This window comes from Pseudosulfitobacter sp. DSM 107133, assembly GCF_022788695.1.
Lineage (GTDB): Bacteria > Pseudomonadota > Alphaproteobacteria > Rhodobacterales > Rhodobacteraceae > Pseudosulfitobacter.
The window spans coordinates 1,124,631-1,140,122 of record NZ_CP085154.1 but is presented as its reverse complement, the minus strand read 5'-3'; the positions used below and the strand labels follow the sequence as shown (position 1 = coordinate 1,140,122).

At 60.2% G+C, this 15,492-nt stretch carries 9 protein-coding genes; 3 read left to right on the top strand and 6 right to left on the bottom strand.

Annotated features, from left to right (window positions below):
• Positions 1-58 precede the first annotated feature (58 nt).
• From DSM107133_RS05645 to DSM107133_RS05630, 4 genes are all read right to left on the bottom strand, one after another.
• Positions 59-1,036 carry a putative zinc-binding metallopeptidase gene (locus DSM107133_RS05645; protein WP_114293744.1) on the bottom strand — a complete coding sequence of 326 codons (978 nt, stop codon included), beginning with the start codon at positions 1,034-1,036 and terminating at the stop codon, positions 59-61.
• A gap of 79 nt (positions 1,037-1,115) precedes the next feature.
• Entirely contained in the window at positions 1,116-1,994 is an 879-nt protein-coding gene (locus tag DSM107133_RS05640; protein ID WP_114293743.1) for a transglutaminase family protein, read from the bottom strand.
• A gap of 2 nt (positions 1,995-1,996) precedes the next feature.
• On the bottom strand, positions 1,997-4,402 hold the full coding sequence (locus tag DSM107133_RS05635) for a circularly permuted type 2 ATP-grasp protein (RefSeq protein ID WP_114293742.1): 2,406 nt from the start codon (positions 4,400-4,402) through the stop codon (positions 1,997-1,999).
• A gap of 10 nt (positions 4,403-4,412) precedes the next feature.
• Positions 4,413-7,736 (bottom strand): transglutaminase family protein, encoded by a 3,324-nt coding sequence (locus DSM107133_RS05630; protein ID WP_114293741.1) that lies wholly within the window; start codon positions 7,734-7,736, stop codon positions 4,413-4,415.
• A 304-nt stretch (positions 7,737-8,040) separates the two neighbouring features.
• On the opposite strand from DSM107133_RS05630, the gene DSM107133_RS05625 reads away from it, so the two are divergent.
• A complete protein-coding gene (locus DSM107133_RS05625) occupies positions 8,041-10,116 on the top strand; it encodes a methyl-accepting chemotaxis protein (protein WP_162792042.1) in 2,076 nt (691 codons plus the stop codon).
• Positions 10,117-10,238: 122 nt separating this feature from the next.
• A complete protein-coding gene (locus DSM107133_RS05620) occupies positions 10,239-11,873 on the top strand; it encodes an MFS transporter (RefSeq protein WP_114293739.1) in 1,635 nt (544 codons plus the stop codon).
• A gap of 561 nt (positions 11,874-12,434) precedes the next feature.
• Here DSM107133_RS05620 and DSM107133_RS05615 read toward each other — a convergent pair.
• Together DSM107133_RS05615 and thyX are read right to left on the bottom strand one after the other, a co-directional pair.
• A complete protein-coding gene (locus DSM107133_RS05615) occupies positions 12,435-13,301 on the bottom strand; it encodes a hypothetical protein (protein ID WP_162792041.1) in 867 nt (288 codons plus the stop codon).
• Positions 13,298-14,203 (bottom strand): FAD-dependent thymidylate synthase, encoded by a 906-nt coding sequence (gene thyX / locus DSM107133_RS05610; protein ID WP_114293738.1) that lies wholly within the window; start codon positions 14,201-14,203, stop codon positions 13,298-13,300. The genes DSM107133_RS05615 and thyX overlap by 4 nt, the downstream gene beginning before the upstream one ends.
• A gap of 204 nt (positions 14,204-14,407) precedes the next feature.
• On the opposite strand from thyX, the gene DSM107133_RS05605 reads away from it, so the two are divergent.
• On the top strand, positions 14,408-15,490 hold the full coding sequence (locus DSM107133_RS05605; protein ID WP_114293737.1) for a hypothetical protein: 1,083 nt from the start codon (positions 14,408-14,410) through the stop codon (positions 15,488-15,490).
• Positions 15,491-15,492 lie beyond the last annotated feature (2 nt).

Sequence of the window (15,492 nt, the reverse complement as noted above, 5' to 3'; positions counted from 1 at the left end):
AATGACTGCCCCGCTCAGCGATGCGACATAACGACCGCAGCCCCCTGACCTTTCGACGCTAAGCACCTGCCCCGCACAGCCAGCCATGCGCCTTGACCATCTTGTCCAGCACCACAGGGCTGTGGACAAAGGGATAGATGTCATGGTGCCCGATCGAGCGGTTCACATGGTTCAGCGCCAGACCATAGGCCGCCGCCGTTTTGATCAGGGCGCGGGCATCGGTTTCGGCATAGGCGTCGTATTTCAGATTGTTCAGCATTGGCAGCGTCAGCCCCGCCTCGACAGCGCTGTCCAGCATATCGGTCAGGTGCATCACATGCGCCGAGGTTTCCGCCCAATCCTCATGCGCGTGGGCCGAGGCATAAGGGCTGATAAAACGGCTGTTCCAGTCCGCTGGTGCCCCGTTGGCATAATGGCGTTTCAACGCGGCACCGTAATCGGCTTGCGGATCGCCAAAGACCTGCGTGAACTGCGAGAGAAAACCGGGGCGGCTGGCGGCCAGACGTTCAAACAGGAAATGGGCAATCTCGTGGCGGAAATGCCCTGTCATGGTGCGCAGCCGTTCGCTCAGCGCCTCGCGACGGCGAATTTCCTCGATCGGGTCGGCTTCGGCAAGGTTGATGGTGACCAGACCGTTCTGATGGCCCATCACCACATTGGCGCGCCCTTTGGCGGTGACTTCGGAAAGCAGGTGAAAGCGCGGGGGCGACCCTGTGTCGGCATCCGTAAACCAGCCCCAGCGGCCCAGCGTTGCCAGCACCCAGCGATTTGAAGCCTCGGCGCGCGTCCATAGGGTCAGATTGGCCCCCTGCTTGATGTCCGGCACCACTTCGGTCATGGCGCAGGACCGGCACAGGCCGGTGTCGGGACTTTCAACCCGCCAGTTGCAGCCAATCCGCGCACGGTTGGCGCAGCCTTGCGCGCCCGCGACAAAGCGGTCCTGCTCAGGATCATAGACCAGCGGGCTGCCGCAGGTACATTGGCGGTTCGCAAAATACGCCGTGGCGTTGCAGGTCGGGCAGGCATAAATCCGCATGGCATCCGTTCCGTTCAAAAGAGGTTTCGTGGGGCGATCCTGTCCTTCGAACGGACCAGGGAGCGCGAGACGAAGCGCCCTAGCCCGCCACTTTGACATCAACCGCCTGCGCGGTGGTCTGGTTCCCCGCCGAGCGCAGATGGCCGATATCCGGGCTGACGTCCGCATAATCGCGCCCGTAGCCCACAACGATATGATCGGTGCCCACAACGCAGCGGTTGGTGGGGTCGTATTCGACCCAGCCCGGCGCGGCACCGCACCACGCCTTGACCCAGGCGTGCATGGCGTCGGCCCCTTCCAGACGGGTGCCCCCCTTGGGTGGCAAGGTGCGCAGATAGCCGCTGACATAGCCTGCGGGAATGTTCAGCGCGCGCAGGGCCAGGATCATGATGTGGCTATAGTCCTGACAGACCCCGCGTTTGAGCTGGAACGCATCGACCGGATTGCTGTCCACGGTGGTGGCGGTGGCGTCAAAGGTCATGATCCCGTGCAGCGCCTCGCCCAGCCGCATGACCGTTGCGGCCACGCTGTCGCCGTCGCGCCGGATGCTGCGGGCGAACGCCGCGATTTCGGGATCGGACACCAGACGCGGAGACGGCCCCAGAAAATGCATCGGTGACAACGGCCCCAGATCGCGCAGATCTGCCAGTTCGCCAGCCAGTTGCGCCGCGTTTACAGCCGCGTCTGGTAAGGGCTCCGGTTGGCCAACCGCGACACGGCAGGCCATGGAAATCACCATTTTGCTGTGCGCATCCGCGTGGACAAAGGTGGTGGTCTGGTTGCCAAAGAAATCGACACTGTCGAATTGCTCGGACGGAGGCGGGTCGATGGTCAGCATCGACAGCTTCAACCGCTGGCGCTGGCCCAGCGCGCGCGGCACCACGCGCACCACATGCCGCCCGTTGCCCGCAGGCAGATGATAGCTGTGGGTCAATGTCAGGCGGATGTCATATTCCATCGTCACACCAGATAGGCTTCGGTCAGCGCGTCTGACAGCGCCCAAAGCGCGCGTTCCAGGTCATCAAAGACCTCGGGTGTCAGCCGGTCGGCGGTGATCGTCGCCAGTTGTGTTTCCATCAACAGAATACGTTGCGCCACATCGCCCAGTGCCGCGCCGCCGGTCTGTCCCGGAAGTTCCGTGATGTGCTGGTGGGCCCGGCTGACGTGAAAACGCACCGAGCGCGGGTTGTTGCCGTCCAGCGCCAGCATGTGAAACACCGAGGCCGCATCTGCCACAACCGAGAATCGCGCGCGGTGTGAAACGATGCTGTCGCCAAGTTCCAGCGCAAGGTTCAGCGCACCGTCCGGCGCATCCGCCAGCCCCAGATAGCGCAGCAGGCGCACCATGCCCGCAGCCCGCTCAAGCGAGGTGCCGATGCTGAGAAATCGCCAGCCGTGCGAGCGGTACATGTTTTCGTGTACCAGACCGGAAAAACCGGTGATCTTGCGCAGCAACAGGCTGCTTTCAGACAGGATGTCGTCGGGGTCGACCCTGGTGGCGCGCAGGCGGTCCACATCGTGTACGATGTCCTTCAACGCCCTCATGCCATCGGGCGAAAAACGGTCACCGATTTTGGTCGCCGCGTGCAGCGCCTGACACAGCGGTGTTTCATAGCGGTCTGCCATGGCCGCCACGTCCGGGGCGACGCCATGCATCAGATGTTTGCGAATATAGCGCAGGATCGGCGCATCAGGGGGCACGCCATCGCTGATGCGGGCGAAATAGGCCCGGAACAGGCGCACGCTGATCTCGGCGCGTTCGACATTCCGGCCCACCCAGAACAGGTTGTCCGCCGCCCGCGCGGGCAAGGCCGCTTCGGAAAAGCCCCGCGCCGGCGCGCTGGCGGAGTGTGTCAGCAGGCTGGTTTGTGCCACTGGCGCATCCGAAACGATCCAGACATCGGCCACCTGCCCGCCACGCTGCATGGCAAAGGCCTTGGGGTCGTCTCCGGCGCTGACGCGGGCATAGCCGCCCGGCATCATCTGCCAGCCGGTCGCAGTGCGCACCAGAAACACGCGCAGGCACATGGGGCGGGCAACCAACCGGCCTTCTTCGTAAACCGGTGTGGTCGACAGGGTCACGGTTTCCTGCCCCACCAGCGCACGCCCCGAGGATTGCAACAGGTCCATCACATGCGCAGGGAATGCCCCCTGTTTGTCCGCATCGAACACGAACGTGCCCGGATCGGCCATCAACGGCACGGTGGAAAAGGCCGACCCGACCATCATCTGTTCGCAATGTTTGATGACATGATCACGCTCGGCGGCATGGCCACACCACCATGTCGCAATATTGGGCATCATCAGCGGCTGGCCCAGATGTTTGCGCGCGATCTTGGGCAGGAACGCCATCAGCGCACGGGTTTCCAGCACCCCCGCCCCTTCGGCGTTCAGGGTGCGCAAAGTGCGCCGACGCAGCGCGTCCAGCAGCCCCGGCGTGCCGATCAGCGAGCTTGAGTCCAGCTCAAGCGGGTCGATCATTGCCGCAGGCACGCGGTTCCACAACAGGCTGAGCGGTTGCGGCCCCGAAACCGTGCGCACCATCGCCTGCCCGTTTGACACAATCAGGTCTTCGCCCTCGACCAGCAACAGGCCCAGATAGCGCGCCAGATAGGTGTGTTCGGCATAGTTCTGGTTCATCGGTCCGGGGCTGAGCATTGCGATCTGCCCTGCCCCGTCGCCCTTGAGGTCGAACAGGCGCTGCTGGATCGTCTGGAAGAAACCGGCAATGCGGTGCACGTTGGAATTGCTGAAAAAGTTCGGGAACACCCGCGACAGGGCCACGCGGTTTTCGATGGCAAAGCCGGTGGTGGTGGGCGATTCCACCATATCGCTGATGACCCACCATTTGCCATCGGGTCCGCGCCCGATTTCAAAGGACAGGAAATTCAGGAAAGGTTCGGATTCGGGCTGCACCCCCATCATCGGGCGCAGCCACGCCGGGTTTTGCCCCAGCAAGGTTGCCGGTATCTGCCCCGAGCGCACAAGCTCATTGGCGCCATAGAAATCCTGCACCACATATTCCAGCAGGTCGGCACGCTGCACCAGCCCCGCCCCGATCTCGGCCCATTCGCTTTCGCCCAGCACCAGCGGGATGTGGCTGAGCGGCCATTCGCGTTCTGAGGACACCGTGTCGTCATATTGGCGATAGAACACGCCTGCCTCGCGCAGATACTGGTCACCACGGGCAAAGCGGTGCGCCAGACCTTCGGGGGTCAGCCCGCCAAGGTGCTCCATCAGATCACGCCACGCCGGTTTCACCGCACCGTCCGCGCCGATCATTTCGTCGTGGACGCCCGGATGCGTGGTGTAATTGGCCAGCAGGTCGTTCAGAGCTGCTGGCTGATGGGTTTGTGCGCTGGCCATATGCCGATGACTACAACCCTGCGCGTCTCCGCAGGTCAAGCGTCAAAGGAAATTCGGGGTGCGGTATTTCCGATGGCGGTGTGAACGCCCCCGTGGTGTGGCCCAGCGGTTCGAACCGCGACAACCGCCGCGCTTCGGCCTCGTTTCCGTTCACGGGGAAGGTGTCAAAGTTGCGCCCGCCCGGATGTGCGACGTGATAACGGCAACCACCCAGCGACCGGCCCGTCCACGTGTCGTAGATGTCAAAAGTCAGCGGCGCGTCGACCTCAAGCACCGGATGCATCGACTGCGCGGGCTTCCATGCCTTGTAGCGTACAGCGGCGACACGCGATTGCGGCGCGCGGGTCTGGGCCAGCGGCACGACACGCTGGTTGGCCGTCACCTGATAGCGGTCGGGATTGGCCCCTGTCAGCTTGACCTGCAAGCGTTCAACCGAACTGTCGGTATAGCGCACTGTGCCGCCAATCGCGCCGGTTTCGCCCAGCACATGCCAGGGTTCCAGCGCCTGACGCAGCTCCAGCGTGATCCCTTCGTAGGTGACCTCGCCACAGAACGGAAAGCGGAACTCGGCCTGTGCTTCGAACCACAAGGGGTCCAGTGGCATATCATGCGCGCGCAGATCATCCAGTACCTCGACAAAATCGTCCCAGATGAATTCGGGCAACATGAACCGGTCGTGCAACTGCGTGCCCCAACGGGTCAGGTTGCCGCTGATCGGATCATCCCAACAACGCGCGATGATGGCGCGGATCAGCACCTGTTGCGCAAGGCTCATCCGCGGGTTGGGCGGCATTTCAAAGCCACGGAATTCCACCAGCCCCAGACGCCCTGTGGGTCCGTCGGGGGAATAGAGTTTGTCGATGCAAATCTCGGTCCGGTGTGTGTTGCCCGTCACATCGATCAGGCCGTTGCGCAACAGACGGTCGGTCAGCCACGGCGGCGGCACGTCGCCCTGCTCGGGCGGCCAAATCTGGTCGAGCGCGATTTCCAGTTCATACAATTGGTCATGGCGCGCCTCGTCGATGCGCGGAGCCTGAGAGGTGGGACCGACAAAGGTGCCCGAGAACAGATAGGACAGGCTGGGATGACGCTGCCAGAAATGGATCAGGCTTTTCAGCAGATCAGGACGGCGCAGGAACGGGCTGTCGGCGGGTTTGACCCCGCCCACAACCACATGGTTGCCGCCGCCGGTGCCGGTGTGGCGTCCGTCGATCATGAACTTGTCCGCCCCCAGACGACACTGGCGCGCCTGTTCATAGACGATCTCGGTGGTGTTGACGCATTCGGCCCAGTTGGCCGCGGGGTGAATGTTCACCTCAAGCACGCCGGGGTCGGGGGCCACGCGGATCACCTCGATACGCGGATCGCTGGGCGGGCTGTAGCCTTCGATCAGCACCTTGTGGCCGGTTGCACTGGCCGCAGCTTCGGTGGCTGCGATCAGTTCAAGGTAATCCTCCAGCGTTTCGACGGGGGGCAGGAACACGCACAAACGTCCGTCGCGCGGTTCAACAGAAATGGCGGTGCGCACGGCCCCGCTGAGGTCGCCGTCGCGGGCCATGGTCTGTTCAACAACTTCCTGCCCTGCGGTGGCGTCAACACGGTGGGCGACGGCCTGCGGGCGCGCCTCAAGGTCTTCGGGATCGGCCAGCGGCGCGCGGTCGTCCATCGGGTCCTGCGGGTTGATAAAGGGAAAGCTGGCCTCGGGGATATGCGGCAGCGTGCCCAGCGGCAGACGGTAGCCCACGGGGCTGTCGCCGGCGACGAGGAACACCTTGCCGCGCCGCATGTTCCACACTTCGGACATCCAGCGGCTTGCGGCGCGCGCCTGCCAGCGTTGCACTGGCAGCACATAGCCCGCAGGCGTGGTCAGCCCGCGTTCGAACACCCGCGCGATGCGGGCGCGTTCCTCGGGGTCTTTCAGTTTGTTGTTCTCAGGGGTGACGTTCTCCGGCAGGCTGGCTTCCTTTATGATCCAGTCGGCAGGGTCCTCGAAGGCCGGCAATACGTTTTCACGCGGCACCGCCAGATGTTGGGCAATGCTGTCCAACAGCGCCTTGGCATCCTCGGGGCCGACATCCTCTTGGGTGTCCTCGCGGGCCAGCAGATCGGCATTCTTCCAGATCGGTTTGCCGTCCTTGCGCCAGTACAGCGAGAACGTCCAGCGCGGCAGCGTCTCGCCAGGATACCACTTGCCCTGCCCATAGTGCAGCAGCCCGCCGTTCGAGAACTTGTCCTGCAAACGGCGGATCAGCTTGTCCGCCAGCACCCGTTTGGTGGGCCCGACGGCATCGGAATTCCACTCGGGGCTTTCAAAGTCGTCGATGGACACGAACGTCGGCTCGCCGCCCATCGTCAGCCTAACGTCACCTGCCTCAAGCCGTTTGTCGATCTTCTGACCCAGCGCGTTCAGCGCATCCCACGAATCGTCCGAGAACGGTTTGGTGATGCGCGGGTGTTCGGCAGTGCGCTTGACCTGCATGTCGAAGGAGAATTCGACCTCGGCAAAGCTGGCCACACCGGTGATCGGGGCCGCGTTGGCGTAATGCGGCGTCGCGGCCAGCGGAATGTGACTTTCGCCCGCCAGCAGGCCCGACGTGGGGTCCAGCCCGATCCAGCCCGCACCTGGCAGGTAGACCTCGACCCAGGCGTGCAGGTCGGTGAAGTCGTGATCGGTGCCCGCAGGCCCGTCCAGCGCGATCAGGTCGGGTTTCAACTGGATCAGATAGCCCGAGACAAAGCGCGCGGCGATGCCCAGGTTGCGCAGGATCTGCACCAGCAGCCAGCTGCTGTCACGGCACGAACCCGACGCGCGGTCCAGCGTGACCTCGGGCGTCTGCACGCCCGGTTCCATGCGGATCTCATAGTTGATTTCACTGGCCAGACGCATGTTCAGCCCGACCAGAAAGTCGATGGTGACCATCTTGTCGCGCGACACGGTTTTCAGAAACGCGTCCAGCTTGGGCGTCAGCGGTTCGGTTTTCAGGTAGATCGACAGGTCGTCTGCAATCTCCGGGCCATAGGCGAATGGAAAATCCTTGGCGCTGTCTTCGACGAAAAAGTCGAAAGGGTTATAGACGGACATATCCGCGACAAGATCGACCTCGATCTTGAACTCGCGCACAGGCTCGGGAAAGACCAGCCGCGCCATCCAGTTGCCATAGGGGTCTTGTTGATGGTTCACGAAATGATCCACCGGCGACACCGACAACGCGTGCGATATCACCCGTGTGCGCGAATGCGGCGCGGGGCGCAGGCGTATGATCTGCGGCCCCAGCGTGACGGGGCGGTCGTATTTATAGTGGGTCAGATGGTAAATGCTGGCAGTGATCGACATGGGCATCTCCTTTCGCACACCATCGCGCGGCGGCTGCGGCGCAGCAACGTCAAAGGTGCGGTTTGATGGCCAACCTAGCGGCACCCTGCCGGAATTGCGAACAATCGCTTGGAAACAAGGCAAAACGCCGACCCCGAAAACACAGGTACCGGCGGATTCACACGGCTTTGCACGTCCCGGACCGGCACACAGGCGGGTATTATTCAAATGCCCTTGTTCTTTCCGGCTGTTTTAACGGTTTTGAAGCCTTTGAACGCCAATGTGGCCCGTAGAATTTCATTCTTCTAACAGCACGGATGCACACATGGCATGGTTCAAGGACAAAAATCCCGAGTTGGATATTCTCAAACGGGAAATGCGCGCGTTTGAGGCGTCTCATGCCATTGCGCGCATATCGTCCGAGCGCAAAATACTGTCGGTCAACGACAATTTTTGCAAATATCTGGACCTGGACGAGGGTGACATCATCGGCAAGGACTACGAACAGATTGTCCGAAAAAAAGACCTGCAAAGCCCCGAATATGCAGAAATCTGGCAGCATATGGCGAAAGGGATGCCCTATAACCGGATCATGCCCCGGCTGAACAAGCAAGGAGATGAAATCTGGTTCGACGCGACCTATACCCCGATTGCCAAAGCCGACGGCACCCATGATTACACCATACTGGCCACACGCGAAATCACCGCAATGCACATGCGGCGGCGTGACAATCGCAGCCAGGTCGACGCGCTGAAACGGTCGATGGCAGTGATTGAATTCGATTTGTCCGGCAATATTCTGACTGCGAACAAGCTGTTTCGGGACACCATGGGCTATTCGGCAGATGAGCTTGTGGGCAAGCATCACCGCATTTTCATGCCACCTGACGAGGTTGGAACCAAAGCCTACGAAGCGTTTTGGAAACGGCTGGAAAAGGGCACCTCAGAGTCGGGACAGGTCAAACGGATTGGCAAAAACGGCAAGGTTTGCTGGCTACAGGCGACCTATGAAACGCTTCTGGATCCCGAAGGGCGGCCTTTTAAAGTGGTCAAATATGCCTTTGACATCACCGCGGCGCGCGACCTGGAGGCCGACGCAAACGCCAAGGTTGAGGCGATCCAGAAGGTGCAGGCGGTCATTGAATTCGACCCGACCGGCAAAATATTGAATGCAAACGATATTTTTTGCGACACCATGGGTTACGAGCGAAGCGAATTGATTGGCAGAATGCACAGCATATTCATGGAGTCCGACAGTGCAAACAGCCCCGATTATGCTGCGTTCTGGGAAAGCCTGCGCCGAGGCGAAGCCCAGGAAGGCGCCTTTGAACGGATCGGCAAGAATGGGCGGACCGTCTATATTCGCGCCAGCTATAACCCGATCAAAAACGCCGCCGGCGAGGTGGTCAAGATCATAAAATTCGCTGTAAACACAACACCTTACATTCGTACAGCCGATGCCATGCAGGCAGGGCTGAGCAGTCTGGCAGCTGGGGATTTGACGATCCGCCTGACCGAGGACCTTGGAGAATTCGACGATATTCGCGTGCAGTTCAACAACGCGGTTGAACGGCTCGACAGTGTATTGGCAGGTGTGCTGCGACAGGCGCTTGAAGTGACGCAGGAAGTGGCGTCGATTTCGACGGGCATGAACGACCTGTCCAACCGGTCGGAGCGACAGGCCGCCACGTTGGAAGAAAGTGCGGCGGCGCTGGAAGAACTGACCTTTTCCGTGAAAAGCGCAACAGACATGACCCATGACACCAGCAAACAGGTTCAAGAAGCCAAAGAACAGTCAGAGCGGTCAAGTGTGGTGGTCGGGGATGCCATCAGCGCCATGAATGTCATCGCCGAAAGCTCTCAGTCCATCTCGCGGATTACCAGTGTGATTGACGATATCGCCTTTCAAACCAACCTTTTGGCGCTGAATGCCGGCGTTGAAGCAGCCCGGGCGGGCGAGGCAGGACGCGGCTTTGCCGTCGTGGCATCCGAGGTGCGCGAACTTGCCCAACGCTCGTCAGAAGCCGCGCGTGAAATTGCGAAACTGATCGAAGATTCCAAGCGGCAGGTCGGACGCGGTGTTGATTTGGTTGGTCAGGCCGGCGAATCCCTGCGTTCGATCGACGCGACCGTCACAGACATTCGAGACAGCATTCTGCACATCGCGTCGGCTGCTGTAGAGCAAAGCAGCGGCCTGCATGAAATGAACAGCGCGGTCAGCGATCTGGACCGCGCAGTGCAACAGAACGCCGCAATGGCCGGTGAAAGTTCAAGCGCTGTACAGGTATTGCAGGCAGGGGTTGATTCGATGACCCGCGATGTCGGCTATTTCCGGTGCACCGACGCCACATCGAATATCAGTCCGTCGCACATCTCGCAGGACAAGCGCCTGGCAAGCTAGCAGACCTGTCTTGGCGCTTGCATTTCAGGCGCCAAAGTCGATCCACTTTGACCCGGGAAAGATTGGCTATATGTCCTTTGTTATTAATGCCAGAAACGGCATGTTCACAAAAGGCGCGACTCTTGCCAGATCAGGTTTCACCTCTATTGCTGTTTCGCAACCAGACCTTCCGGTCATTGTGGATTGCGGCATTGGCCTCCAACTTTGGCGGTCTGGTACAGGCTGTCGGCGCGGCATGGATGATGACGTCGCTGTCGGATTCGCAAAACATGGTTGCGCTCGTCCAGGGCTCTGTGGCGTTGCCGATCATGATTTTCTCGCTTCTGGCGGGCGTGTTCGCCGACAATTTTGACCGGCGACGCGTCATGTTGATGGCGCAAGCGTTCATGTTCGTGGTTTCGGTCATCCTGACCTTTATGGCCTTTGAGGGCTGGCTGTCCCCCTGGTTGTTGCTGGCTTTTACCTTTCTGATCGGATGCGGCACCGCGCTGCACAATCCATCCTGGCAGGCCACTATGGGTGATATCGTCTCGCGAGAAGAACTGCCATCAGCAGTGTCGCTGAACAGCATGGGATTCAACCTGATGCGCAGCGTTGGCCCTGCGGCGGGCGGAGCGATTGTGGCGATTGCGGGGGCTGCTGCGGCCTTTGCCGTAAACGCGTTGAGCTACGTGGCCATTATCCTGGCCTTGTTGCGGTGGCAGGCCCCGGCGCGCGACACCCACCTGCCGCGCGAACCGATGGGCAACGCCTTTGCTGCGGGGCTGCGCTATGTGGCGATGTCGCCAAACCTTTTACGGGTGATCCTGCGCGGATTCTGGTTCGGGCTGTCGGCAATTGCCCTGCTGGCCCTGTTGCCGGTGGTGGTACGCGAAACCCTGAATGCGACGGCGTTCGTTTACGGCGTGATGCTGGGATGTTTCGGGATGGGCGCGGTCGCAGGCGCACTGACCAACGCGCGCCTACGGGCCCGCTTTGCCAACGAGATCATCGCGCGCGGCGGCTTTACCGGCTTTGGTGTCAGCTGTGTTTTGCTGGCATTTAGCGGACAAACGGTTCTGTCCGGGGCTGCATTGATGCTGGCGGGGGCCTGTTGGGTGCTGGCCCTGTCCATGTTCAACGTGACGATCCAGCTGTCGACGCCGCGCTGGGTCGTGGGGCGGGTGATCGCGCTGTACCAGACAGGCACTTTTGGCGGCATGGCGGCAGGCAGTTTGATCTGGGGCGCGATTGCGGAACAGTCGGGGTCGGCAGAGATTGCGTTGCTGGGGGCTGCGGGGCTGCTTGGGATCGGCGCGTTGATCGGGGTGCCGTTGCCCTTGCCCGAATTCAGCGGCCTTGATCTGGACCCGCTGAACCGTTTCAAGGAACCGATAACGCGCTTTGATATGAACTATCGCAGTGGTCCGGTTCTGGTGATGGTCGACTATGAAATTGCGCAGGAAGACGTGCCCGAATTTCTGGCCGCGATGAGCCTGCGGCGGCGTGTGCGCATTCGCGACGGGGCGCAGCAATGGGCGCTTTTGCGGGATTTACACCAGCCTGACCACTGGAGCGAAAGCTATCATGTGCCGACCTGGGGCGAGTATGTGCGGCACAACGAACGGCGCACCAATGCGGATGCCGCGCTGTCGGATCGTTTGCAGAAATTGCATCGGGGGGACGGCGGGCCGACGGTGCACCGGATGATCGAGCGCCAGACCGTGCCGTTGCGCGATGACATGCTGCAACGGGACCGTGAGGGCGAGTCGGGTTGACGCGGAATTTACGGAACGGTCGGGAGATTAACGCCGGTTTTTCACGGGTTTGCGCGGTGTTCAAACGGGCGGTTTGGTACGGATAGCACGCAATCTTGTACAAGATTGCGGTGGGAATTTGGGTGCAAATTCCCGTGTTTTTCCGCTGTTGTACATATTCTGGCGGGATGTGTACGGGATTTGGAGCGGGTTAAGGATGGGTTAACGGAAATGGTTAATCTGGGCCAGAAATAGTGCCTTTAAAAATGTCGCGTGGCGCACCCTCCCCGTGTGGGGGGAGAGCGCCGTCCTGGAAAACGTCCAGTGGACGTTTTCAGGCGCGAACGGGCGGAGCCCCGGGTGGCGCGGTCCGGCGCAGCCGGATTGAACAGTCCGGGGGACTGTTCAAAGTGCCGAACGCACAATCCGCAAGGATTGGGCCGGGGATGCAGGCGAATTGGGTTGTGTGGTTTGGAGAGGGCCGCGCCCGGACCGAGGGGTGGGCGTGGAGCGCCCGCCCCGTGGGGGCGGTTCGGGCGCTGCCAAATCGGAGATTTGGCATGGAAGAGGCCTCACGAACACCTAAACAGAAACCATAGCTAACAACCAGCGAGCGTGAGAATACCCCTGAGATACGATTGCTAGAGTTGTTTCTTCGGACGGTTGACTCGGTTCAGGTCGACCAGCTTCATGCCGATAAAAATGTACTGAATCTACCCAATTGCAAAAACCGGAGAACATTTTTTCAGCGACTTGCGATTCCAATTTATCATCGCAATATTTATTGCCCACAATAGGCTTCAGATTATTAGCAAGCGATCGCGCATTTATATGTGTTTCCTTTTGGAAGGCTTGCTTATAGATATTCTCGACTACGTCGAATACACTCCTAATGGCTTGTCGGCCATCGGTCGGATTTCGCAATAGGGCTCGATCGACATCATCCAAGTAATTGCGTGCCGCAGCGTATTTGTCATCTTTTAATCCATCAATTAGAGACCGCCGCGCCCCCTCGAAAGCTTCATCAACTCGCGGGTGAACTATTCCTTCCTCGTCAAGAAAATAACCCACCATCTCCTCGTCAAGGATTTGCGAAAACTCCTTCCTAATCGCCTCTCTGCGACCCACAGCCTTAAAACGTGGCTCCGTTTTCTCATCCGGCATTTCTCGAAAAGCCAAAGTCAGCGTATCGAATATATCACGCAACTCTCCATCGCGAAAAAGCTTGTCCCAGTTTGCGTGAAAAGAGCTGCCTCCAAGTACAACAATATCAATTCCACATCTTCGCTCGATCAGTCTAGCTAAACTTATCGCCGGTTCCGTATATCCATGACAATAACTTTCCAGAGTTTTGAGAAGGCGTAGTCGCATCCTTGCACTATCGCGAACCAGGTTTTCCCCTTTTTCATACAATTGGGAGTATCGTTTTGGTTCTGACGGAAAACTCACCCAATCACTCCCTCAAACTCCCGCCACTCCCCTTTAGACATCCCGCTATTCTCCTGCGTCACCTCTTCCCCCTTCAACATACGCCGCACACACTCCAGCCCCTTGGCCGACAGTTGCGCGCCGCCCATGCGGTAGTCTTCGAACGCCCCGAACGCTGCGGGCACCCAGTCGGCCACCACTTTGGCAATCGCATCGGCATAGACGCGGATTTCGTATTGGGCGTGGGCGTCGGCGCGCAGGCGCAGGAAGTGGAAGAGGTTGTGCAGGTCCACCTTCCAGTACCATTGGGTGTAGATGTTGGCGGGCAGGTTCATGCGGGCCAGCTCTCGGGCGAGGCCGGATTGGCCGTCCTCGGAAATCATCTGTTCGTAGTGGTCATAGGCGCGGTTGCTGTCGGCCTTGAGGATGTCGAGGACGCGGGCGGCTTCTTCGCCTTCGAGCAGGGCGCCGCGGCCCTGGTTGTTGACCACGGATTGCGCGTTCAGGTGGTCGGGGGCGGGAATGTAGAATTCGCGGTCGAGGATCGAATAGCGGGCCGAGTATTCGTTGACGTTGGCGGTGCGGTGGCGGATCCACTGGCGGGCGACAAAGACGGGCAGTTTGACGTGCAGCTTGATCTCGCACATCTCGAAGGGGGTCGAGTGCCAGTGGCGCATCAGGTAGCGGATCAGCCCTTCGTCGTTTTGCACCGATTTGGTGCCCTTGCCATAGGACACGCGGGCGGCCTGACAGATGGCTGAATCATCGCCCATATAGTCGATGACGCGGATAAAGCCGTGGTCGAGCACGTCGTGCGCGCGGTAGAGGTGTTGTTCGATGCCGGGCACGGTGGCGCGCAGGGTGGACTGGGGTGCGTCACGCAGGGCGTCGACTTCGGCTTGTTGGTCGGGGGTGAGCGGCATCGCTATGTCCTTGTGACAGAAATTAGGTGGATTCGCATGTAACTATATCTGGCAGAAGCCCGGTTCGGAACTGCCATATACGGTATTGTTTTTTGGCCATGGTACACAGGTTTATTCGCCCCTGCCCTGCGTCAGCGTTGACAAGAGGCGGCAAAGGTCCCGATAAATTCCGTAATCATAAAAAAGCTTTTTGAGGGCAGAACAGTGAAAATCAACATTATCGGCCTCGCGCTGATCGCGAGCCTGTCTGCGTGCAGCGGCGGGAATCCTTTTGACGACAACGCAGGCAACAGCGGCGACGGCACAACCGGCGGCGGCACCACCGGTGACGGCACCGATGTAGGTGGCGGCACCACTGGCGGCATCAGCGGCACAGAGGTGCCGCCGGGCACCGCGTCGCCCACCCCCAGCGACAAGATCGTGCGTTACGAAGCGCTTGGCACCGGTGACGAAGAGGGCAACGGATATGCCCGCGATGTGCGCTATGACGGTGCCACCGACACGTTTGTGGTCGACAATCTGGCCTTTGATGCGGCCAACGTGTACCAGCGCGGCACCGCTGTCAGCAGCTTGGGGGCCGGGCAATATGCGGTCTATGAATCCACCACGCCGCTGTCCGACCCTGTTACCGGCGATCCGATCGACCAGTTGGGCTATCGTGCGATCTATGGCGTCAGCAAAAACGGCACACCGGCCACGCAATTCGCGATTGTGCGCACCGGCAGCTATATTCCCTATGGCTTTGGCGGCTTCCTGTACCAACGCAACGGCTCGGTCACGCTGCCTGACACCGGACAGGCGACATTTACCGGCAAGACCGCAGGCATTCGTGATTTCAACGGTGCGGGCGGGCTGGAATATACCACTGGCCAGTTGACGATCGACATCGACTTTGAAGACTTCAACAACACCACTGGAACGCGCGGTGACGGCATCAAGGGTGTCTTGTCCAACCGGCGCGTGTTTGACGCGGTCGGCAATGACATCACCAGCACCATCGCCCAGCGGATTGACCCCACATTGACTGAGATTCCGACGGCATTGTTCAAAATCGGCCCCGGCGTGTTGAAAGACAGTGGCGATGCCGCAGGCGAGGTGTTCAGCACATTCACGGACTCTACCGGCAAGTTGAAAGAGTTCGAAACCGGCAACTATTACGCCGTGGTTTCGGGCGACGACCCGAGTGAAATCGCCGGGGTAATCGTTGTCACCAACGATGAGGAATTCGACGACATCACCGTGCGCGAGACCGCAGGCTTTATCGTGTACCGGGGCGCCAACAACTGATC

Bases quoted from the DNA above. Each gene is read 5' to 3' on its own strand.
- DSM107133_RS05645 (WP_114293744.1), bottom strand. From the start codon at position 1,036: ATGCGGATTTATGCCTGCCCGACCTGCAACGCCACGGCGTATTTTGCG.
- DSM107133_RS05640 (WP_114293743.1), bottom strand. From the start codon at position 1,994: ATGGAATATGACATCCGCCTGACATTGACCCACAGCTATCATCTGCCT.
- DSM107133_RS05635 (WP_114293742.1), bottom strand. From the start codon at position 4,402: ATGGCCAGCGCACAAACCCATCAGCCAGCAGCTCTGAACGACCTGCTG.
- DSM107133_RS05630 (WP_114293741.1), bottom strand. From the start codon at position 7,736: ATGTCGATCACTGCCAGCATTTACCATCTGACCCACTATAAATACGAC.
- DSM107133_RS05625 (WP_162792042.1), top strand. From the start codon at position 8,041: ATGGCATGGTTCAAGGACAAAAATCCCGAGTTGGATATTCTCAAACGG.
- thyX (WP_114293738.1), bottom strand. From the start codon at position 14,203: ATGCCGCTCACCCCCGACCAACAAGCCGAAGTCGACGCCCTGCGTGAC.